This is a genomic window from Paenibacillus sp. OV219 (genome assembly GCF_900110075.1).
Taxonomy (GTDB): domain Bacteria; phylum Bacillota; class Bacilli; order Paenibacillales; family Paenibacillaceae; genus Paenibacillus_Z.
This window is the reverse complement of record NZ_FOCJ01000007.1, coordinates 262,035-283,650: the sequence shown is the minus strand read 5'-3', so window position 1 is coordinate 283,650 and position 21,616 is coordinate 262,035. Positions and strand designations below refer to the sequence as shown.

Below are 21,616 nucleotides of genomic sequence, written 5' to 3'. Positions count from 1 at the left end.
ACCCTCCACCCTCAGCTAAATAGCCTCACGTAGTATGGGCAGATTTTCCAATCGCTATGTGTATAAAAAAAGACAGCCACCCGAGGCAGAGCCAAGGTGACCGTCATCATTCCTAATCTATTCCGCAGCCAATTGCTTAATGAGAGGTGGCAGCCAATCATTCAACGGTTTAAACGTATAGCCCGCAGCTTCTGCCTTCGCTGTACTCATGTACCACGGCTCCGGCACGCCGAACGGCGACTCGTGCTGCTTGTCCGTCTCGAGTGCGATGTATGCTTTCTTCCCGGTAGCCTCTTCGATGAGCGCCACGATGCCGCCTGGCGAAATCTCGCCTTTGGAGCAGGCGTTAAACGACCCCACCGCATCCGAACGGCCCAACCAATCGAGGAAAGCCGCAGCCTCGTCGGCGTCGATGAACGACATATGCGCATCGGTATTCGGCATACCAATCGGCAGCTCCTGCTGAACATGCTCGACATGGAAATGCAGTCGACGCGTATAATCATCCGCACCAAGTACGATCGGGAAACGTACCGCCGCTACGGGGAAGGATGCTTGCTGCAGGAAGATCGCTTCGACCAGACGCTTGCCCTCGCCATAATTGATATCTGGTGGGTACGGATTCGGCACCGTATATTCCAGTGCGCCAAAGTACTCCTCCGTCTTGCGCGGCTCCCCGAATGGATACACGCTCAGCGTCGACGTAACGATATATTTGCCCGCCTTGCCCGCGAACAGCTTCACCGCTTCCTCGGCTTCCACCGGCTTAAAGCAAATGTTGTCGTACACCACGTCATAAGAGGTATCGCCAATTGCCTCTTCGAGCGCCTTTGCATTCGTACGGTCCAGCTGCAAATGCTTCACTTGCTCACCGAATGGATGAGACAATCCGCCTCTTGTCACAATCGTAACCTGATCGCCTGCTTGCAGCAGCCTCTCTACCAGCTTCTTCCCAAAAAATCGTGTACCGCCCAGCACCAGCACATTGCGCATCATCGAACACTCCTTTTTCACAAAGCTCATCTATGTACCTATCTTGCCATATCGTGTCACTACGAAGCAAAAAAATCACCCATTCCGTAAGAATGGATGATTTCATTTCATAACCGATGATGCGGCTTCTGCTCAATCACCTGAACCGAATTCGTAATTTCTCTCAGCACATCCGACTGCTGCTGCAGGTTCATATAATGAGCCTTGATGTAGGCTTCGCCCTCCTGGCTGGAGGTATAATGCGTAGGAAGATGATTCAATGTCAACAGCAAAATATCAAGCTTGCAATTGTCACAAGTACAATTGAGCACACCTGGCTTAACAAAATGCTCTTCTAATATATCAACCACAATCGGTTCCATCGCATTCATTGCTCTCAAGTGACCCGAATAGTTCATGTGCCCACTCCAATGCTTGTCTATATTGCCAATTATACTGGATTTCATTGGAATGTGAAGTGCATTTTTAGTAGGTCTTTAGTCATCTTTCTCTACGCATGGAACCTTACACCACTTCGTCCAGTCGAGCAGCTGCTCCAATGCCTTGACGCTCTAGCGCTGCGAGTTGCTCCAGCAGCATAATACCGCTCAGCTGCGTGCTTAGCGTTACGCGCTCCGCCGGCTGCGTCCCCCAGTTCGTATGGAATACGCAGCGGTCCGCGTCACGTCCTAGCGACCACAGCGTTGCCCCGTTCCACGCGAGCAGCGGCGCTGCCGAGCGATGCTCCGGCTCTTCCTTCGCCAATTCGCCGAGGTAGCGGACAAGGATGCCCTTGAATAATCCGCCATCACCGTCTCCTTCATCCGGCAGTAAGTCGCTTATCGGATCCGTCAGCTCCTGCTCAGCCGCAGCAGCCGTGCGTAGCGCATCCTCCAAATATATGCGCTCCTGCGTAATCCGGTACAGCTCTACGCCGGCACCAATGTAGACGCCTTGGCAATACGTGAATTTCCAATCCTTATCGATCTGCCCGTCCCCGATACGGTTCATGCCGTCCCAGACAAAGCCATTATCAGGGTTCACAAGATGGCTCTTCAGCCAATCGTAGATACGTATCGCCCAATCGAGATCCTCCTGACGACCGAACTGCTGGTACAGCTTCGCCGCCAAAATAATAGCCGGCCCGTTCGCAGGCGTATTCTTATAATCAAGCTGCGGCTTCTGCCATGCGATGCCTCCGCCCATGGTGTCGTTCCAGCCGGTCTTGACATCCTCCCATAGCAGGAGAGCTGCCTCTTTATATCTTTCCACGCCAAGCGCCCGATAAGCTCGGAGCCAAGCGATGGCCATCCATTCCATGTCATCGTACAGCTCATTCGGAAACGCGCCGCCATTGCGGACGAGCAGCCCGTCATAGATTTCCTCAAGCGTCTGCGCATACTTCGCATCGCCAGTCCTTTTATACCCGTCGACGAGCGCATCAACCGCGTGCGCCATCCACCAGTAATGAAAGATCGTATTGCATACCCCATCCGGGCAAGGAATTTCAATATCATACAGACGAATGGACGGATTCCAAAATAATGCCGACAACGCTTGCTGCGCCTCTTCCGCGCGATTCTCCCATACCATGACCTACATGACCTCCCATTATTGCTGTTTCTCTACTTGCGCCGCCTGTTCGAGCAGCATGACCCCGCTAAGCTCCGTACTCAGCTGAACGACCTCGTCAGGTGTCTGATCCCATGAATTGCTGAACAGCGCCTTATCCTCCGCTTTGCCATCCTCCCATAAGGCTTTCGCGTTGGTAAGCAGCATCTCGCGTAGCTCCTTCTGAGCGGGATCGACCTTGATCAGCTCGCCGATATAACGGACTAGCACACCTTTGAATAAGCCCGCGTCATCTCCACCCTCGAAGGGCAGCATATCGGTCGTCGACGAGAGGAAATCGTTCTTCAAATTATCGGCCGTCTTCCGCGCATCGTCGAGATACGGCTGTTCCTTGGTGATCTGGTACAGCTCCACTCCCGCGCCGATGAACACGCCTTGGCTGTAGGTGAACAACCAATTCTTGTCGACAGCGCCGTCGCCTTGGCGATTAATGCCGTCCCACACGAGCCCGGTATCTGGGTCCACGAGATTGCTCTTCTCCCAATCGTACAGCTTCTTGGCCCATTCCAAATCAGCGGCAGCCTTCGTATGTTCATATACCCGAGCTGCCAGTATAATCGCCGGCGCATTCGCCGGTGTATTCTTATAATCGGTCTGCGACTTGCGCCAAGCGATTCCGCCGCCTACCGCATCATTCCAGCCAGTCTGAATGTCTTGCCACAGCGTCATCGCCGCCTGCTGGTACCGTTCATCGCCGGTCGCGTCGTATGCCCTTAGCCAAGCGAGCGCCATCCATTCCATATCGTCGTAATAATCGTTGATGAAGTCGCCACCGTTGCGCCCCAGCAACCCTTGATAGAGCTTATCTAGCTGCTTCACATACTGCATATCGCCTGTCCGCTCGTAGCCGTCGGTGAGCACATCGACTGCGTGCGCAAGCCACCAATAGTTGAATGGGTTGTCACACTGTTGATCAATGCAAGGTACCGCATTGTTGAATAAACCTCGATCCTCATTCCAGAATGAGCTTAATAGCTCCTTCTGCGCAAGATCAGCCCGCTCACTCCATACCGATGGAGCGGTTTTTTGAACGGTTCCTTCAGATGTGGCGGCTCCCCCTTTTGTGGTGGCTCCTCCTGTTGTTGCTGTGCCACCGGATCCCAATTGCCATGCAGCCAATCCGGCAATTACTAATGCCGCCGCTGCAGCCGTAATCATTATGCTTCTACGTTTCACCGAGATGCTCACCAACCTTCTTTACGAGAGGATACCGCAGCTCCACTCCAACTCCAGATTACGAGTGAAGCCGCGGCAATCCGCCATTAGCTTATAGTCCTGAGATTTTATCGACGTTCAAATAGTTGCTGTTTCCCTTGCTGCTGTCAAACCCGATAATTACTTTGTTATAGCCTGCATTCAAGCTCAGATTGATCGTTACCGTGCTCCAAGTTCCCCAGCTGCCTGTGCTCGGGAAGCTCAGGTTGTTCGCAACGACGGTTCCATTCACCGAGACGTACCTGCTCGAATTACCCGCTCCACCTGCATAGCGGATCGTCACCGTCTTTGTGCTCGCCGAGTTCTGATTGACGTTGAACGTAATCGTGCCGGCTGAATTCCAGCCTGCCAAATAACCGCGTCCCGTAAAGCCCGCCTGCGTGCTCTCCGAAATAATCGAGCTGCTCTTCAGCGCATTCTCCGCTTCATACGTACCGTTGCCAGCAATGTTACCCGTGTAATTGTCCGCAGGTGTAAATTGCAGAATCGACGCGCCAGCCGCAGCGGCAATACTCTGCACGAAGCCCGTTCCTGTCGGTCCTGTCCAGTCGCTGCCGATGACGTTATCGCTCGTTCTGCGGTGATTGAATGCTTGCGTCGCATTTTGCTGCAAGAAGTTGAGGTAGGTCGCGTTGCCTGTTGCGATGCGGAGCTTGTTCAGGTTGCGGGCAAAAACCATTTTGAACCCGGCTCCGTCATCCTCACCTTCATACATCAGCGAGTAAGATAGTGTCATGTTGTTAATGACATAATTCGCAGCATTGTTGGCATCGGTCAAATAGCTGCTCGTGCCTGTCGCTTGATATAGCGCCAGCGCTGCGCCAAGGAAGGTGCCATAGTTATACGAGAAATCCCAGTCGATGACCGTACCGCTTCCGCTGCCCTCGACGTGATCATTCACCTTGCTGCCGCTGACCAGCTTGCTCTTGACCCAGCTATAGATCGTCGTCGCTTTCGTCAAATATGTGCTGTCGCCAGTTGCATTCTTCAGCTTGATTGCGGTCATGACCATCGGCGCGTTCGTCGCTACGTTCTTCTGCGCTGACGTGCCGTCGCGCTTCCACCAGATGCCGCCTCCATACGTGCTATCGTAGAAGGAATAGATTTGGTCGAAGAGGAACGACGCCCGGTTGCGGTATTCCGCCGTACCCGTGATTTCGTAAGCCCGCATGCAGGCAAGCGCCCACCAGCCCAAATCGTCATTGAACGTATTCGTCATCATGTCGGTATACTTGGCGTTAAAGCCCGTGTAAATATCATTAATCATCGTGAGATACGTGCTGCTTCCAGTCCGTTCATACGCATCCATGACCGTCTCCCACAGCTGAGCTTCCCACCAGAAATCGGTGTATAAGCCGCTGTTCGGGCCTGATGCATGAGTATGTATGGCATGATCGCTGTTCGTGTAGAAATATTTTGCCGTAGAGTCATAGAAAGTGTTCACGAAGCCATTCATCGCCGTATCCGCATTCGCCGTAGTAAAGGCTTCTGCCTTATGACCTCCGCCGACCGCCGGGATTAACAGCGCAGCCGCTAGCAGGACAGCTGCCGCCTTCTTGCCAAACCTCCATAACGATTTCACCCGCATGCACTCCTCTTCCTTGTGGTTTGTGAATCCGACAAGCACTGATGTGATCCTGGCGCGCCGTAAGCGCGTGACTAACGTTCGAACACCTCCTTCGCTTAGTTAACTATGAACATAGCTAAACGCAGATTCATTAAAAGTTAAACAGGCATTGCAAGCAGAAGTGAGATAAGGATGTCGAGCGTGACCCATTAGGCGCCAGAAGAAGAGGACCGATGTAAAAACCGAGGAATAAGCGACGGAAATTGTGAAGCGCTTACATTAATTTTATTGGCATAAACCTAGTATGTCAATATGCTTCTACGTAACAATTTAATTTAGATTTATACCATTTTATATAGTTAGTATATTAATAGAGACAGCCCTCTGGCGCGCTTGCGTCAAAGGGCTGACCTAGTCAACCTTCATACATCGTTTCTTGCAACCTGCTATTTAGGCTCCCGTAGCTTCATAGGCCCAGTTGACTTGCCGAGCATCAGCGTCGCATCAAGCAGCGTCTTGTTCGGGAGCGTCTCGCCTGCCCGCAGCTTCAACACGTTCTCGAAGGCGATTCGTCCTATCTCTAACTGATTCTGCTTCATGTGGGTAAGCGGGAATGCGCCGTTAATTTCCGGACTGTCGAAGCAAATGATCGACAAATCCTCCGGCACTTTCAGCCCCAACTCATTCGCCGCACGCTGTGCTAGCTGCGCAATGTTGTACTCAGTCGCGAAAATCGCCGTAATTTGCGGATACTCCCGCAAGTGGCTAGCAATCTTCTCGACATCGCGCACTCGATTCTCCTCGGCATTACCTTGCGGTAGGGAAGACGTAATGTCTTCGATCCACAGCTCGCGGTCGACCATAATGCCACTCTCCGCATGCGCTTGGATAAAGCCTTCAATTCGCTCTTCAATAGCCGTTGTATCCATCGGCGGAGGCGTCAGGAATGCGATCGACTTATGCCCGAGCCTGAACAGGTAGTTCGTGCCCTCAATCGCCGCTTTCGCGTTGTCCGTGCTAATGGAGCCTGCGGATATCCCTTTAAGATGGCGGTCGATAAGCACGAACGGGAATTTCATAATCGCGAGCTTCAATATCTCCGCATTGAAATACTCCCCTTGCGCCGGAAAAATAATAAGGCCGTCGACCCCAAGCTCCAGCAGCCCTTGAATGGCTTGCTCCTCATACGCCGGGATGCCGAAGGAGCGGCGCAGCACGAGATAGCTGTCATTGGCGCGTGACGCTTCCTCCATGCCATAAATGAGTGCGGTGCCGTAGCTGTCGGCGAAATCGGTAATTACGAGGCCAATTAGCAGCTTCCCACCTGTATGGCGCGGCTGCCCCAGCTGCTGCCCAGTGCCGTTAACTGCTTTGGCAGCCAGTTTCTGCTGTGGCTCTGCCACAAATGATCCACGCCCCGGCTGGCGGACGATATAACCTTCAGTCGCCAGCATTTCCAGCGCTTTCTTGCTCGTAATGCGGCTGACGCCGTGCTCGTCGCCAAGCTCCTTCTCGGATGGGACGCGGTCGCCGACTCCGTACTTCCGCTCTATAATCTGATCGCGCAGCTCTTCGAATATTTTCTCATACATCGGTTTGGATCCAGACTCGCCTGACATAAGTGAAGACCTCCATAAACTGACAATGGCGCGCCGCCAGGGCAGCTTCGTATATAACTCTTGTATACCAATATATCATGATATATACCTCTTTCCAATTGGAAATGATATATCGGCTTTCCAAGTAAAAAAAGGCTCCCCCCAAGTAGACGCCCTACTTGAAGAAAGCCTTGGTATGTATTAGCGACGATGACGAGAACTGCTCAAGCTTCTGCAGTTGCCAGAAGCTCCTGCTTCAGGAACGAGATGAACCGAACGGATTCATCAAGTGTAAGCTGCTTACCAAACTGCGTGAACTGAAACTTCTCCGCAATCTCTTGATCCGATAGATGAAGCTGATTAACAAGCGACTGCACTTCTCTCGTAAGCTCTGCCATTCTAATCCACTCCTCTAGTAATCTTCTTTGCACTCATCATAGCAGGCAAGTAATAGAAAATTATGAGGAGAGTATAAGCAAATGATTAGATTGGAAAAGCCTTTAAAAAAGCGCTTGCAAAAAATGGATTGCCCATAGTGCGACCTGTACAGCTGCTCCCGTCCGAGATAGACGAGCTGTCCGAGAAAATCATTCCACACGCCGACGAAGGTGAACAGCAGTACAACGACCATAGCGGGCCGAATGAGCGGCAAAATCAGGCCGGCGGTTCCGATTCTACCCCCGCTTTTGCTTCGACTTCGACTTCGGTTTCGGCTTCTACATCAGCTGAATTCACGTTGTCCCTTCGTATTCCGAGCTGGTGCGGCGGTCGCTATCGTATTCAGGTGAATGGAAGTGTTTTATCGGTTTCTGAAGGAGATCCGGGCAACGGTTATGTGGAGCTGAAGCGCGTCTGGCAGGTGGGCGATACCGTCGACATCGCATTCGAGATGCCAGTGCTGCGGATGAAGGGTCATCCGCTGATCCGAGATACAATCGGCAAAACCGCTCTGCAGCACGGACCGTTCGTCTACTGCATGGAGGAAGCGGATAACGGCCCGCAGCTGCATCAGGTTGTTCTCGCGAGAGAGTGTGAGTTCGACGTGCGATTCGAGCCTGGCTTGCTCGGGGGACTTAGTGTCATCACAGCCGCCGCTGAGCGGGTTGGCTCTGCGGAATGGCAGGCGGATGCGCTGTACGCAAATGATGTCAGCTGGTCAGGGACGCCTGTGACCGCGACCTTCATTCCTTACTATGCGTGGGCTAATCGGGGCGTTGGGGAAATGATGGTATGGGTGAGGGATAGCTTGTAATGCAAGAAACGCCGCGGTGGGAGCCGCGGCGCTTTGTTTTTCGGCGGATGGTAGTTGTGGTGAGTTAGAAGGGTAACCTTTTGCACATGAGTCGGATCTGACCACGGTGATTAATCTCATCCTCAAATACGTGAAACCACTTGAAGTAGTTATTCGTTTGCTTGCCGTACCAGAACTCCTCCTGCTCGTACAGCCAATCATCATCGACGGTTCGGAATAAGTCGTAAGTGCGGCCCCGTACCTCTTCGAGCTTGCCGAGATAGTAGTCGAGCTTATGCCCTTTGATCTTCTCCCTGCCCAGATCGCCTAAATCAAGTGATGGTCGTATGCCTCGCGTAATTCATCATCGAGAGCAGCCGGCTAATCTGCGGCGTGCAGCCGGGGATGTCGGTTATGAGGTAGATGTTGTCCATGTTTTGCATGGTCGGTGGGACCTCCTTTTATTCCGATTTAACTTTACCGATATACCCCACTCCAGGTTCCAGATCGCTATATTTCATCTGAGGGTCTATGCTCCAGCGCTTCGCGATTGCCAGCACATCCTCTTCACTTGGCAACCACGCATCTTCAGCCTCCACGTCTCCGAACCGGAAACCTAGCGCACGCTCTTCTGCCGTAGCAGTCCCTTCCTCCCAAAATACATCGCCCTCCGAACCGAATGCCCTTGTGATTCTGCCATTGCTCGCTTTTGCCCAGACGTAGTAATTAACGACCCTGTGCGAGCCGTAATAATGCACTTCGTCGAACACCTTGCTAAGCCTCTCAATGACTGGTTTAATTTCATTCACATGGTCAACACCGCCAGCGCTCGGCATTGCGTTCCCAATTACAAGGACCCCGCCCTTAACTGGAGGGGTGATGAAAATATAATCTTCATAGGCACTCTCGATACCATTCGCCCAATTTGATCGCTGCAAGCCAGTGACAGACAGCTGTTCAATAACCTTCTCCACGCTGTCCGTCTGAATTGCGAGCCACTGGATTTTGTATCCGAAAGGGACCGGGTGGTCGGGTTTGGGTTGCCCAGATAATGTTTGCGCGCTTGATGCCTGCACGTTTGGCGGCGATGGCAAAGTAACTCTCCGGCTAATATCTTGGTTAATTTCTTGACTAGGAAGGGGTTCCTCGTTCGATTTAAATAGTTTCTTTAGGAATGAGAGCATATTGGTTCCTCTCCTTTGTGAGTGATTTGGCTTACCGCTATCTCTTTATTCAACTCTTTCTGGGGTTAATCTAACACGGACTTTTTAACCATTTTATATTATCTCACCCTATCGGGATAAAAATGTCCAGCAACTTCCTCAAATCCCCGAATCGCTCCCTGTCAATGAGTACAACTAGCACATCATTACCAAGATCGCTAAAACAGAACCTCTTCTTGCTGCCATGCTCCGCTAGCAACCTTGTGAAAATAGCGAGTATCTGCAAGTCCGCCCAATCTTTATTTACACGCAGTTCATAGTTATGAGCCACTCCATTGACAATAAATGAGATATTGGCCTCATCTTTCTCAAGATCGACATAGTCAGCTATATGCTCAATAGAAAGCTCCGACTGAACCATATCTCTAATCCGTTCGAGCAAACGAATGTAGTCTCCATGGTCTTCAATACATTCTCGATCAAAACACCAGACGTTATTGCTCGCTGATATGAATGTGCCGTCCTCAGATTCAATCTCCGAGCCCAAGTCCTTTAGTAGAAGTAAGTATGGTCGCGATTCGTAAGCTCGATGTTCATCTTGGAAGCAGTCCTCGAGCTGAATATCTTGCTTTAAGTGAATGCCTATGGAACGGAGAGTCTTCAGCTGCTCATGGATAGGCAGCCCACCATGGTAAGTATGTGCCTCTCCAGACTCAGAATTATGCTTAAATCTAATAGCTTTTATTATTAACCGCATTAGTCGAAGCAACAAGAAAAATATGGCACAACAGGACGCCCCGGAAAAAACCAATATGATAGGTATGAGAAATAGAACAGTTATCACGCCACTTGCTTCTGTTACACCTTCACTGTCCATGGCAGTTTGTATATCTCCACTAAAATAGCTCTTCGCTATAAACAGAACACCAATTGAAATGGAGATTATCAAATTCCACTTCATGAATGAATCATAGGTAAGTTGCCTTTTCATCCACTGCCCTCCATTGCATTCTGAATAAACATCGTCCGCTTTCATACTAGCATATTTTGGAATTGTACTCGTGTATATAATTGTACCCGCTTTCCGGTTCCGTGGAAGGACGAACTGTCTGTTAACGTAACGATCCCAGAGCGCTTATTAGGCGAAAATAAGCCCGAAATTTGCGTGCATTTTGGAGTGAATAAGGCATCTGGCGTCCGTTAGCGGTGGGAAAGCGATGTTTTCGGCAAAATAAGTGCTGTGGGATCCGTTTGAAGTGGCTCCGTGCAATGTAGCTCTATGTAAGTTCGAATAGCGTGTGTGTATCGTTGCGGGAAAAGGCTCAGTCTCCGCCGTGTGCCTGCAAATAGATAAGGGAGCCCCAAACAACAGGGCTCCCTCAAACGATCTTCTATACAGCTGTCCCGAACCGTCCACCGGCTGGCAGTTCAACGACTTCGCCGCTCGGCAGCGTGAGTACGATTGGGATGCCGGCTGGGCCTTCGCCTTGAAGCTGGAAGCTTCCGTCTTCGGCTAGGCTCCAGCTGACCTCGACTATGCCGTGCGGCGTGACGACTTTGCCGCGCGCCCAGGTGAGGTGCAGCGGCTGCGGCATAATGCGGATCTCGGCGTAGCCAGAGCGACCGGATTTGACGCCGAGAATTTCGCTTGTAAACTCGGAGAGCGGCAGAGCGCTCCACGCGTGACAGTCGCTGCGCGGGCTGCCGAAGGCCCACTCTGGTAGCGTCGTTAGATGCAGCTCGAGGAACTGATTCCACTGCTGCATGATCGGCTGCGCCAGATCGTACCGCCCGATGCCGGAGAGCGTGCGAAGCAGCGTATACGACATCCGCACAGACACGACCGGCAGCGACTTGTCGCTCAGCATCCGTTCGAGCAGCGCTTCTGCTTCAGCGCCGGACACCGCGCCGGACACGACAGCCCACAACTGCGCATGCTGGCTGAACATATCGACGCTCGGACCGTCGGAGAACAGCCCGCGCTCCTCGCGCCAGCAATGCTTCAGCACCGCAGCGCACAGCGCGTCCGCTTCTTCCCGTGCTTCTCTTGCTGCGTCGCTCCAGTTCACAGCCTCGTACAGCTTCGCCGCCGTGCGCAAGCCAGCTGCATACATCTGGCTGAGTATCGTTACTGGTCCATGCACACGCGCATCCGGCGCGCCGTTGTCCCACTCTTCCACCCAATCGTAATAATGCCAATACGCATCCGGCGTCGCGCCAACAAGACCGTCTTCCCTCACAAGGCGGCGGAACCAGTCCAGCACGCCGCCGATCGTGCGGCGATAGTAACGGATCAGCTCCACATCGCCAAAATACATATAGTGATCGTACAGCATATGAATCCAATACAGCGAGAACGACGGGATAATCTGCGGATACTGCGACGGATACCGGCTTTGCAGCATGCCGGACGGCAGTGCCGAACTGTGGTAATCGTGCAAAGTTCGCCGAGCCATCCGATCATCGCCGCTAATGATATACGTGAACATCATCTGCAGTCTTGTGTCCATCGTATATTACAGCTGCTCATAATACGGGCAATCCTCGTAAGTCTCGTGCATACAACGCTGCAGCGTGTTCAAAGACAATTGCCAGAGAGCTTCATAACCCGCATCTGAGCAGTTGAATTCCGCCTTCACCTCAAGCGGATACCCCGTGTCGCGGTAGTCGAGTGATACTAGCTCCAGCGGTTCCTCGCCCACACTCACTTCAAGCCGAACATATCGGAACGTGCGGAACCAGAACGGCTCGAACACCTCCTCTACTGCGGCATTCCCCACACCGGCAACCATATATAGATCCGCATCCCCAAGCAAAATCCCATGCTCCGCGTCATCGCGCACGCCTTTAATCCGGTCCCGAATCGTCGAGGACGGATCCTCATAGCACTCGGCGCAAACAAGCGAAATCCGGCTCCCCGCTCCGCCGCGCATCGCAAGGCGCAAATAACCCGTCGCCAGCTCTCCCGCATCAAGCTCCGCCCAGAACGACTGCCCCGGCTGAAGCACCACAGTTAGACCAGCCGAAGCCGCTTCGTCTCCGCCACTCCCGCTAACCACCGCTCCACCGTCTGCACCAGCAGCACCGCTCTTGCCGCGAACCGCGCCGTTACCGCCTGCGCCAATCAACCCCGACACTGCTTCAGCCACGGAATCTCCGCCATACTTAGTCACACCTACAAAAGGCCGTTCCCGCTCGAACAGCGGCGGTATCGGTCGCGGCGCCAGCTGCCACGGCGTCAGCTCACCAAAGTCATTACGCGTCGCCATTGCAACGACGGCTTCCTTCCAGCCATCCGCTTCTGCGGCCGCATACTCCGACTGTTCCCAGCCGTGGTCAAGCCCTGCGCCATCCACGTCCTCCAAGCCGCCGAGCCACGGAATAACCCAGCTCGGCCTCACCGCATAGCCGCCCTGTTTTTTCGCTATCCATACGCTGCTCTCGCCGCCGGTATCCAGCACAACCTCGCGCTCGCCCTCCTGCAGCGTCCCCTCCAGCAGGAAAACGCCTGCATTCGATCGCTGAATGGCAATCTGCCCGCTGAGCCCCATTTTATGCGGATTACTCGACGCAAGATGCAGCACCTTCGCCGCCAGCACATTCGTTCCCGCACGAAGCTGTCCCGACAGATCAACGGTCTCATAATAATGCGTAAACTGATCGCCCTTGCACGGTCCGACCGATACGGACTCGCCGTTCAAAAACAGCCGATATCGGCTATCTGCCGACACCGACAGCACAAGCCGAGCTGACGCCGCATCCTCCACCTCGAACGCACGGCGAAACAACACCAATTCATGCTCGCCCGGGGCACTTGTCCACGGGTACCCCTCATGCCAGATCCACCGAGCACGCCATGACCGATTCTCTTCCATTCAACCATCGCCTCACGTGTAAGAAGGAACTGGCCGAGCACCAAACGAGCCATCAGCCCTAGTGCAAGCAACCTGTCCCTTCAATTTCCATCTCTTATTCTTTCACGCTGCCAAGCACAATTCCCTTCATGAAGAACCGCTGAAGGAACGGATAAACGAGCAGAATCGGAAGTGCGCCGAGGAAGATCTGCGCCGCCTTCGCCGTCCGATCATTGACCTCCGTGAGCGACTTCATATCTGCCGAGGACATCAACGTCAAATCCCGGTTAATGACGACCGTCTGCAAGTAGCTCTGTAGAGGGTAGTGATCCGGCGAGTTCATGAAGATCAAGCCGTCGAACCACGAGTTCCAATGGTTAACGGTTGCGAACAACGTAATCGTCGCCAGCGCCGGCAGCGATAGCGGCAGGAAGATCCGCCACAGCGTTGTCCAATGTCCCGCACCGTCGATGAACGCAGCCTCCTCCAGCTCCTTCGGCAGACCGCGGAAGAAGTTCAATAGCAATATAACGTTGAACACCGGCACTGCCCCTGGCAGCACCATCGCCCAGACGCTGTCTAGAATATGTGTCGCTTTAACCGTCATATAGAGGGGAATAAGTCCGCCGCTGAACAGAATCGTTACGACAAATGCCCAAGCATAGAACGTCCGCATCGGAAACTTCTTCGCTTCCTTGGACAACGGATACGCAATAAGAACCGTCAGCAGCATATTTGTCGGAATCCCCAGCCCAACTCGCTTGAACGTAACGAGAATCGACTTGAAAAACGCCGGCTTATGCATGACATAATCGTAGGAGCTTAGCGTGAACTGTACCGGCCACAGCTTTACATAGCCTGCTTGCGCAGCCGCGCTTGAGCTGAACGATACGGCTAAGACGTGAATGATCGGCAATATGCAAATAATACCGAGGCACGCGAGAAACACATAGTTGAAGGATAGAAACACTCTTCGGCTAACCGTGTAATGCTCCAGCATCCCGCTCTCTCCTCTCATCAGAAAATGCGATAATTAGCGAATCGATAAGCTAGATAATAGGACAACGAAATAGATAACAGCGAGACGACGGATCGGAAGACGCCAACGGCGGTCGCAACCCCGTACTGCGCGTCCACAAGACCGATTCGATACACGAACGTATCAATAACATCGCCGGTCTCGTACACTTGCGGACTATATAAATTAAACACCTGATCAAACCCGGCGTTCAGAACGTTTCCGAGACTTAAAGTGACAAGCAGCACGATAATGGAAGCCATACCTGGAAGCGTCACGTGCAGCGTCTGCTTCCATCTGCCCGCTCCATCGACAATCGCCGCTTCGTACAGCGTCGGGCTGATGCTCGTCAATGCTGCCAAATACACAATCGTATTGAAGCCAAACTCCTTCCACACATCCGTTATAACAAGGACATACCGGAACCAGGAATTACTCCCCAAAAAATAAATAGGCTCAATGCCGAACCAGCCTAGCACCTGATTAAAAATTCCGTTCGTCGGAGACAGAATATCAATCAGAATTCCGCCCAAAATGATCCAGGACAAGAAGTGGGGCAAATAAATAACCGTCTGCACACCGCGCTTGAACACTTCTTTGCGCACCTCGTTCAGAAGCAGCGCCGTAATGATTGGAGCGATGAGCCCTGCAATGATTTTCATAATCGCAATGAGTACCGTATTCCAAATAATCTGCGTTGATTCCGGCATCTCCAGCACATATCGAAAGTTGTCTAGCCCCACCCACTTGGAGCCCATAATACCTTTGGCCGGTACGTATTTCTCGAAGGCAATAAGTAGCCCGAACATCGGACCGTAGCTGTAGATCAGAATGAGGATTAGACCCGGCAAAATCATTAAGTGCAGCGGCAGCTGCCCACTCCATTTTCTCCCGAACACACTCGATTCCCCCTTAAGGCCCCTGCATAATCGACAAAACGGGGGAAGACGCTGCTTCCCCCGCCTGTCGCTTACCATTTGCCACACTTGCTTGCGTCTGCTGATTGTTTACTTATTCTTCGCCCAATCGTTAACCTCTTGCGTAATTTGGTCGCCGCCGAGCTTCTTCCACTCTTCCACAAACTTGTCGAACGTATCGACGGAGTCGCCCATAATGATCTTCGTGAAGGTCTCCAGCTCACGCTTCTGCAGGTTCGATTCCTTCTCGACCATCGCAGGTGTCGGTGCGCCGTAGAACTCAGTCAGCTTGAGCAAATTGCCGCTCACGTACTGGTTAATGACGACGAACGAGCCCTCTTTGCCAAATACGCGCTCATACGCCCAGTTCAGCGGTTCCTTGTTTGTGCCTTCCATCCAGGAGACCGTCTTATCGTACATGTCTTTCTCCTCTGGATTGAGGCCGGATGTATCCTTGCTGTCCAGTGCAGCCGTAACGTGGAGGTGAATGTCCAAGTTTTTACGCGAAGGCCATGCTTGGAACGGCATGTTCTTAAACTTCTCGAAGCCTTCGCTTGTGAAGTACTTCGCATAATTCTCAGGCGTCGTCGTCTCGCCCCAGCCTGTTTCTACGAACAGATTGATCATCTTCAGCAGCGCTTCCGGATGAGCAGCACCCTTCTTCACCGCAAAATATTGTCCAGTCGCAAAGCCGACCTGCGGCGTTACCGGTTGGTCGTCTGCCGAAGCGAGCGGGTATGACTGCCACAGTGCGTTCGGATCGTTCTTCTTATTGTCAACGAGCGGCCAGAGCGGGTTCCACATTTGGCCGAACTGCATGCCAATCTTGCCCGAAGCCGTCAGCTCCGCTTCTTTACCGCCGTCTTTTACTCCGAATTCCTTGTCGATCTGGCCTTTCTTATACATCGCCTGCAACGCCGCAAGCGCCGTCTTCATCTCCGGCTGAATGCTGCCGTATACGATGTTGCCGCTAGCGTCCTTGATCCAAGTCTTCGGATACGCATGGTAGCTGTTCAGGAAGCCCGTAATATCTGCGAAGCCGCCATACAGGTCCTTGTTCATCGCAATACCGTACGAATTTGGCTTGCCGTCTCCATCCGGGTCCTTCGTCGTGAATGCATCCGAAATTGCCAGTACATCATCCATCCTCTGCGGAGGCTGCAGGCCTAGCTTATCGAGCCAGTCCTTGCGGATCCAGATCATCGCCGCGCCGTCCATCGAGGAGCCGGTATTCGGTATCGCCATCAGCTTACCGCCGAATGTCGCGGATGCGAGGGATGCCGGACCGTCTTGGTTTAGAATTTCTTTGAGGAATGGAGAAGCGTACTTCTCGTAGATCGCCGTCAAATCCTCCAGCTCATCTGCTTCCTGCAGCTGCTTCAACTGCTTCGCGTTCACCGGAATGAATTCCGGCAGGTCTCCTGAAGCGATCGAGACGTTCATCTTCTGCTCGCCTTGACCGCCAGGCTGGTCGCCGCTTACAACCCAGTCGTATTTGATCTTGATGCCAAGCTTCTCTTCAAGCGCCTGCGTCCACATGTTGTTGTCGATGGTTTGGCCTTCCATGAACTTGAACGTGTCGTTGATGATCCGCACGCTCGAAATATTGATCGGTGGATCGTATTTGCCAAAGTATGGATCAGCTTCACCAGCCGGCTCTGCTGTATTCGACGAATCGTTAGTCGTATTCGCCGCATTATCGGATTTGCTGTTGTCTGAGCTGGATGAGTTCGAATCGCTGGATGCGTTATTCCCCGTGGAATTGGAAGTGTTCTTGTTGTCATTACCCGAGCTGCAAGCGGATACAAAAACAAAAATAAAAGTCATTAGCACAATTGCCGTCCATTTGAATGGCTTATGCATCCTGTAACCTCCCTTTTATTTTGCAAGCTTCCTTCCCTCTTAGTATAAGATGGCGCATTCGCTGCCCTCTATGGAACAATCTATAGATTCGTTGTCTCTTGTATAGGAATTGTAAAAGGAAGTTCGGTGGAAGCCATCCTTGCAGGTTATTCCTTCGCCCGGTACTCCTGAGGTGTCATCTGCAGCCTCTTCTTGAAGAATCTTGTAAAATAACCCGATGTCTCGAAGCCGATCTTATCAGCAATTTCGTGGATTTTGAACGGTGTGGCAAGCAGCAGCTCCTTCGCCTTATCGAGGCGCAGCTCCGCGATATAGTCGGATAAATTACGGCCCGTCTGCTGCTTGTACAAGACGGACAAGTAGGCTGGATTCAAGTAAACGACCTCAGAGAGACGCGTAAGCGACAAGTCGCCGCCAAGATTGCTGCGGATGTACTGATGCAGCTTGCAGATCAGCTGATTCGTCCGCTCGGATTGCATGGTGCTACGCCGCTCGTAGACAGCCCCGGCTGCGCTGAGCAAATAATGAAGCGCCGCATCCCGCGACTTGTGTGCGGCAAGATTCATCAGCGCGTCAATGTCGATAGCCGTCACGGCTTCATCCTCGCGCGCCTTGCCTTGCATCAGCTGGCTGAGCAACACGCTCGCGACCGTATAGTACACCAGCGCGTAGTCCGCATACTGAGTCGGCAATGCTGCATACTGCTTGACCACTGCGGCGAATTCCGCAAGGTCGCCATTTTCAATCAGCCGCTCCAGCTGTGCCGTTATTGTCCTTAGCGGCGGGAGAGCAGGCTGCGGCTCGAGCGCCTCCAACTCTTCGAGCTGCTGATCCTGAATGAGCAGCATCCGGTCCCGGGAGCCGAGTCCGACAAGCAGCTGCTTGCGCATTTGCCCATATACGCGCGGCAGCTGCTGCCACGCGGCGGCTCCCGCACCGCAAATAAGCGAGACCGGCAGCTTCAGCAGCTTCTCGCAGGTCTGCTGAATCGAGGGCATCGTGCCCTGCACGAAGCTGACGGTGTCGCGCCACATTGATGAAGTAGATGTAGATGCAGCCACGGCCTCCGGGCCCGGCTGAATCAAGCAGATGAAGTGATGCATGTCGAGGCTTACTGTGAAGAAAGATTGGGATGCGTAGTACTCGGATGCGATATTCTGCACCGCATAGAGTAATAGAGATTGATCCTGATAGCCTGCATCTCGCCACTGGTCGATCCGCCCGATAAGCGGGATGACCGGCAGCTCGCTGCTCAGCGGAATCTGCAGCTCCTGCAGCTTCGCTGCTGTGGCTAAGGCCGGCTGCAGTTCAAGCAGCGACATAACGAAGTCCCGGTGAAGCAGCGGCAGCGCTCTGCTCATCCGCTCCTTCGCTTGCAGCATGAACTGGCTGCTCTGAGACTCCTCCTCGAGGCTGTCGATCGCTTTTCGAATACTGCGAATAATGGCTTCATCGCCTTCGGTCTTCAGAATATAGTCAATCGAGCCCGAACGGACAGCCAGCTGCGCCGTCTCGAGATTATGAATGCCGGTGAGGAAGATGATCTTGCATCTTGGCCATTGCGCCACGATGCGCTGCTGCAGCTCAAGCCCCGTCATGCCGGGCATTCGCACGTCGCTCAGCACAATATCGATCTTCGTCCGCGACAGCCACTCAAGCGCTTCCTCTGGGGAATATGCCCGGTACAGATCAAGCTCCAGCCCTGGCGTATCCTCGATCATTTCGTACAATCCGTCGACAGTAAACTTCTCGTCATCCACTATGAGCAAGCGATTCATGTTCGTTCCTCGTTTCTCTCGGTATCGATATCGTCACCGTAAGACCACGCTCTTCGCCAATGCCGAGCGTGAGCCCGCCTCCGCCATATTTGATAATGATTCGCCTATGCACATTAAGCAGCCCTGTATGCTCGGTGGAAGGACCTTTATCTAGGAGGCTCGCTTGCAGCTCGCGCAGCTTCTCTTCATCCATATTGCCGCCGTTGTCGGTTATGGTAATCTGGGTGGTACCTTGCTTGTCCTGGAAGCTGACGGTGATGAGCCCGCCTTTTCTTTTATTCTCGAGACCGTGGTTGTAGGCATTCTCAATTATCGGCTGCACGATCAATCGCGGTACTGGAAAGCTGTGCAGCTCCTCCGGCACTTCATCGAACTCGACCATAATCCGCTCCGCGAACCGGATCGATTGAATTTCCGCATAGGTGCGGGCATGATGAATTTCGCTTGCAAGCGGCACTTCATCCGAGCCGTCGCGGGTGATGTATTGGAAGTATTCGCCCAGATGCTTCGTGAAATAAATAACATTGTCGTGATCTCGCTGCTGCGCCATCCGGTACAGAATGAAATAGCTGTTATATAGAAAATGCGGATTAATTTGCGACTGCAAATGTCGCAGCTCCGCCAGCCGGGCGAGATACTGCTGCTCGTACACTTCGTGAACAAGCACGTCGAGCCGCTTGACCATACCGTTGAACTGCCCATATAAGTAGCCGAATTCGTCGGCAAGGGGATAGCTTACTTCGAGATTGAATTGCCCTTGTTCAATGCGTCTGAAGGAGCGGACAAGCCGTTTGAGCGGTTGATGAATGATGAGATAGATGCTGTAGGAGAACAAGAGCACGAGGAAGACTGACATGGCGGATAAGACGTAGAACCAGAACCGGTACACTTGCAGGGAGGCGTTCACTTTACTTTCCGGCACATACATAAGCAGGGACATATCGAGCCTGGAGGAATGCTTCGTAACGACAAGGTAGGACTTGTCATTCCACGTCACCGAGCGTAGGCCCTTCGACTCCTCAGCCTCCGTGCCCGCTCTCTGGAAATCACCAATAAGCTCTTCATTGACCTCGCCAGTCCCAGCACGAATGATAAAAGGCTGCTTATTGCCGACCAGCACTGTTTGTCCGCCTTCATTCGTGAACTCCTGCAGCATCATACCGAGCTCTTGCCGAGAGATTTCAACGGCTAGCAGGAAGACGGGCCTTTGCCGGCTTGCGACGGCGGGATCGGGATACGGAATGCTAATGAAGATGCGATCCCTCCACAGTAGAAAAGGAGACTCGAACCGATTCGTCGATTTCGTCAAAGCCTCAAACTGCTCCTCGTCAAAGCTGCCGATTGCATTGGCATTGGCGGATATCGTCCGATGCATCTCCGGGATGAACGCGATTGCATTTTCCACGAATTTACTGGAACGTTTGAGCAAGTCAAGCCGGCTCTTGAGGCGCAGCTGCGACTGCATCTTCTCAATCTCGGTCATCACTTCAGAGGAGCTTGTCAGCTTTAACAAGTCATCGTCATTGACGTATTCCTGCAGCTGGCGGATGACGCTGTCGAGGTCGAACTCAAGCATATTCATATAGAGCGATGAGCGGGAGACAAGCGAATCGGTAATTTCTTTCTGGACATGGGAGGAGCCGGTCTCGTTCATCTTCCAGCTGATGATGTACAGTGGGGTGAGGGTAACCAGGAAAGTGAGGACAAGCTTCGGCAGAATCGAAAGGGACGCGAGACGTTTAAGGATAGTCAGCTTGTTGACACCCCCCGGCGCTATTATTTCTGCGTGTAACTTTCTCCAAATATAGCATTATTAGTGAGTGAAATACAGGCAAGGAAATGGAAAAAGGAGGCGCTTGTCGGGGTGTTCAGCCCCTTGGCGTCTCCTTTATTTGCGATACCTTTGTTACCCTTTATTCCCGTTACCCTTTAATCGAGCCTGCCGTCAATCCGTCCACGAAATATTTGTGCCCGATAATACTAAGCAATACGAGCACGGGAACTGACATAAGCAGTGCGCCTGTAATTGGCGAAGCATAATCAATCTTGTAAGGATTCACCATCGTCGTCAGGCCGACCGCCAGCGTCATTTTCGAGCCGGAGCTTAAGTAAATGAGTGGTCCCAAGTAATCATTCCAGGCTCCCATGAAGGTCAGCAGTCCGACGATGCCGACAGCACTGCCACTAAGCGGAAGGGCGATCCGGAAGAAGGTCCCGAGCTCCGAGCAGCCGTCGATCTTCGCGCTGTCGTAGATTTCCTTCGGAATGGCGACCATTACCTGCCTGATGAGGAACACGCCGAAGGCGCCGACAGCTCCGGGAAGAATGAGTGGCCAGAAGGTGTCCAGCATGCCGAAGGAGCGGAACATGACGAACGACGGAACGAGTGTAATTTGCCCTGGAATCATCATCGTTGCCAGCATGCAGACGAACAGTCCGTGCTTGAATTTAAAATCATACCGCGAGAACCCGTACGCCACCAGCGCGTTAAATATAATCGCCAGCGCCGTCAGCGAGACCGCGATAATTAAGCTGTTGCCCAGCATCGCGAAGAACGGCAGCTTGTCGAACAAATGGCTGAAGTTCGCAAGTGATGGATGAAGCGGCAATGGATTGAGCGGATCTCCTACAATGTCCTCGTATCGCTTAAAAGCCGTTCCAATCATAAACAGGAAGGGGGCCAGGAATAAGAGGCTCATGAGAATAAGGACTAGATACACGACGATACGGCCAGTTCCACGCCAGATTGGTGTTGACGCTTGCGAAACAACAACCTGATTGCCGACCGCTAAAGCTGATTTCTCCATC

Annotated in this window: 18 protein-coding genes; 1 reads left to right on the top strand and 17 read right to left on the bottom strand. The window is 52.7% G+C overall.

Features of this window, described 5'->3' with window-relative positions; all coding sequences use genetic code 11:
• Nucleotides 1-117: 117 nt before the first annotated feature.
• The 7 genes from BMY11_RS18930 to BMY11_RS28930 all read right to left on the bottom strand — a co-directional run bounded on the left by BMY11_RS18930 (nucleotide 118) and on the right by BMY11_RS28930 (nucleotide 7,382).
• Nucleotides 118-996 carry an NAD-dependent epimerase/dehydratase family protein gene (locus tag BMY11_RS18930; protein ID WP_371262881.1) on the bottom strand — a complete coding sequence of 293 codons (879 nt, stop codon included), beginning with the start codon at nucleotides 994-996 and terminating at the stop codon, nucleotides 118-120.
• 104 nt (nucleotides 997-1,100) lie between these two features.
• On the bottom strand, nucleotides 1,101-1,391 hold the full coding sequence (locus BMY11_RS18925; RefSeq protein ID WP_177182715.1) for a late competence development ComFB family protein: 291 nt from the start codon (nucleotides 1,389-1,391) through the stop codon (nucleotides 1,101-1,103).
• A gap of 106 nt (nucleotides 1,392-1,497) precedes the next feature.
• Nucleotides 1,498-2,565, bottom strand: coding sequence for a glycoside hydrolase family 76 protein (locus BMY11_RS28940; protein WP_177182714.1), 1,068 nt, complete (start codon nucleotides 2,563-2,565; stop codon nucleotides 1,498-1,500).
• Between the two features lie 18 nt (nucleotides 2,566-2,583).
• Nucleotides 2,584-3,780 carry a glycoside hydrolase family 76 protein gene (locus BMY11_RS28935; RefSeq protein ID WP_256217646.1) on the bottom strand — a complete coding sequence of 399 codons (1,197 nt, stop codon included), beginning with the start codon at nucleotides 3,778-3,780 and terminating at the stop codon, nucleotides 2,584-2,586.
• A gap of 91 nt (nucleotides 3,781-3,871) precedes the next feature.
• On the bottom strand, nucleotides 3,872-5,401 hold the full coding sequence (locus BMY11_RS18915; protein ID WP_177182713.1) for a glycoside hydrolase family 76 protein: 1,530 nt from the start codon (nucleotides 5,399-5,401) through the stop codon (nucleotides 3,872-3,874).
• Nucleotides 5,402-5,832: 431 nt separating this feature from the next.
• On the bottom strand, nucleotides 5,833-7,005 hold the full coding sequence (locus BMY11_RS18910; protein ID WP_090579581.1) for a GntR family transcriptional regulator: 1,173 nt from the start codon (nucleotides 7,003-7,005) through the stop codon (nucleotides 5,833-5,835).
• A 203-nt stretch (nucleotides 7,006-7,208) separates the two neighbouring features.
• Nucleotides 7,209-7,382 (bottom strand): hypothetical protein, encoded by a 174-nt coding sequence (locus BMY11_RS28930; protein WP_177182712.1) that lies wholly within the window; start codon nucleotides 7,380-7,382, stop codon nucleotides 7,209-7,211.
• A 137-nt stretch (nucleotides 7,383-7,519) separates the two neighbouring features.
• On the opposite strand from BMY11_RS28930, the gene BMY11_RS18905 reads away from it, so the two are divergent.
• Nucleotides 7,520-8,236: a glycoside hydrolase family 127 protein gene (locus BMY11_RS18905; RefSeq protein WP_090579578.1), complete on the top strand. Its 717-nt coding sequence runs from the start codon at nucleotides 7,520-7,522 to the stop codon at nucleotides 8,234-8,236.
• 440 nt (nucleotides 8,237-8,676) lie between these two features.
• Here the strand turns inward: BMY11_RS18905 and BMY11_RS18895 are convergent, their stop codons facing one another.
• The 10 genes from BMY11_RS18895 to BMY11_RS18855 all read right to left on the bottom strand — a co-directional run bounded on the left by BMY11_RS18895 (nucleotide 8,677) and on the right by BMY11_RS18855 (nucleotide 21,615).
• Complete coding sequence (locus BMY11_RS18895) at nucleotides 8,677-9,399, bottom strand: hypothetical protein (protein WP_090579575.1); 723 nt, start codon at nucleotides 9,397-9,399, stop codon at nucleotides 8,677-8,679.
• A 103-nt stretch (nucleotides 9,400-9,502) separates the two neighbouring features.
• Entirely contained in the window at nucleotides 9,503-10,369 is an 867-nt protein-coding gene (locus BMY11_RS18890; RefSeq protein ID WP_090579572.1) for a hypothetical protein, read from the bottom strand.
• Nucleotides 10,370-10,769: 400 nt separating this feature from the next.
• Entirely contained in the window at nucleotides 10,770-11,888 is a 1,119-nt protein-coding gene (locus tag BMY11_RS29385; RefSeq protein ID WP_256217645.1) for an alpha-L-rhamnosidase C-terminal domain-containing protein, read from the bottom strand.
• Between the two features lie 6 nt (nucleotides 11,889-11,894).
• Nucleotides 11,895-13,253: a family 78 glycoside hydrolase catalytic domain gene (locus BMY11_RS29380; protein WP_256217644.1), complete on the bottom strand. Its 1,359-nt coding sequence runs from the start codon at nucleotides 13,251-13,253 to the stop codon at nucleotides 11,895-11,897.
• A 94-nt stretch (nucleotides 13,254-13,347) separates the two neighbouring features.
• Nucleotides 13,348-14,232, bottom strand: coding sequence for a carbohydrate ABC transporter permease (locus BMY11_RS18880; RefSeq protein WP_090579570.1), 885 nt, complete (start codon nucleotides 14,230-14,232; stop codon nucleotides 13,348-13,350).
• A 17-nt stretch (nucleotides 14,233-14,249) separates the two neighbouring features.
• Nucleotides 14,250-15,107: an ABC transporter permease gene (locus BMY11_RS18875; RefSeq protein ID WP_371262888.1), complete on the bottom strand. Its 858-nt coding sequence runs from the start codon at nucleotides 15,105-15,107 to the stop codon at nucleotides 14,250-14,252.
• 150 nt (nucleotides 15,108-15,257) lie between these two features.
• On the bottom strand, nucleotides 15,258-17,030 hold the full coding sequence (locus BMY11_RS18870) for an extracellular solute-binding protein (protein ID WP_177182711.1): 1,773 nt from the start codon (nucleotides 17,028-17,030) through the stop codon (nucleotides 15,258-15,260).
• Nucleotides 17,031-17,176: 146 nt separating this feature from the next.
• A complete protein-coding gene (locus tag BMY11_RS18865; protein ID WP_090579565.1) occupies nucleotides 17,177-18,808 on the bottom strand; it encodes a response regulator transcription factor in 1,632 nt (543 codons plus the stop codon).
• On the bottom strand, nucleotides 18,783-20,462 hold the full coding sequence (locus tag BMY11_RS18860) for a sensor histidine kinase (protein WP_256217642.1): 1,680 nt from the start codon (nucleotides 20,460-20,462) through the stop codon (nucleotides 18,783-18,785). The genes BMY11_RS18865 and BMY11_RS18860 overlap by 26 nt, the downstream gene beginning before the upstream one ends.
• 268 nt (nucleotides 20,463-20,730) lie before the next feature.
• A complete protein-coding gene (locus BMY11_RS18855) occupies nucleotides 20,731-21,615 on the bottom strand; it encodes a carbohydrate ABC transporter permease (RefSeq protein WP_090579559.1) in 885 nt (294 codons plus the stop codon).
• Nucleotide 21,616: the final 1 nt, after the last annotated feature.

Excerpts from the sequence above, each read along its gene's own strand:
- BMY11_RS18880 (WP_090579570.1), bottom strand. The coding sequence starts at position 14,232 with ATGCTGGAGCATTACACGGTTAGCCGAAGAGTGTTTCTATCCTTCAAC.
- BMY11_RS29380 (WP_256217644.1), bottom strand. The coding sequence starts at position 13,253 with ATGGAAGAGAATCGGTCATGGCGTGCTCGGTGGATCTGGCATGAGGGG.
- BMY11_RS28940 (WP_177182714.1), bottom strand. The coding sequence starts at position 2,565 with ATGGTATGGGAGAATCGCGCGGAAGAGGCGCAGCAAGCGTTGTCGGCA.
- BMY11_RS18895 (WP_090579575.1), bottom strand. The coding sequence starts at position 9,399 with ATGCTCTCATTCCTAAAGAAACTATTTAAATCGAACGAGGAACCCCTT.
- BMY11_RS18870 (WP_177182711.1), bottom strand. The coding sequence starts at position 17,030 with ATGCATAAGCCATTCAAATGGACGGCAATTGTGCTAATGACTTTTATT.
- BMY11_RS18860 (WP_256217642.1), bottom strand. The coding sequence starts at position 20,462 with ATGAACGAGACCGGCTCCTCCCATGTCCAGAAAGAAATTACCGATTCG.
- BMY11_RS18865 (WP_090579565.1), bottom strand. The coding sequence starts at position 18,808 with ATGAATCGCTTGCTCATAGTGGATGACGAGAAGTTTACTGTCGACGGA.
- BMY11_RS29385 (WP_256217645.1), bottom strand. The coding sequence starts at position 11,888 with ATGGACACAAGACTGCAGATGATGTTCACGTATATCATTAGCGGCGAT.
- BMY11_RS18925 (WP_177182715.1), bottom strand. The coding sequence starts at position 1,391 with ATGAACTATTCGGGTCACTTGAGAGCAATGAATGCGATGGAACCGATT.
- BMY11_RS18910 (WP_090579581.1), bottom strand. The coding sequence starts at position 7,005 with ATGTCAGGCGAGTCTGGATCCAAACCGATGTATGAGAAAATATTCGAA.
- BMY11_RS18875 (WP_371262888.1), bottom strand. The coding sequence starts at position 15,107 with ATGATTTTGCCGGGTCTAATCCTCATTCTGATCTACAGCTACGGTCCG.
- BMY11_RS28930 (WP_177182712.1), bottom strand. The coding sequence starts at position 7,382 with ATGGCAGAGCTTACGAGAGAAGTGCAGTCGCTTGTTAATCAGCTTCAT.
- BMY11_RS18890 (WP_090579572.1), bottom strand. The coding sequence starts at position 10,369 with ATGAAAAGGCAACTTACCTATGATTCATTCATGAAGTGGAATTTGATA.
- BMY11_RS18930 (WP_371262881.1), bottom strand. The coding sequence starts at position 996 with ATGATGCGCAATGTGCTGGTGCTGGGCGGTACACGATTTTTTGGGAAG.
- BMY11_RS18855 (WP_090579559.1), bottom strand. The coding sequence starts at position 21,615 with ATGGAGAAATCAGCTTTAGCGGTCGGCAATCAGGTTGTTGTTTCGCAA.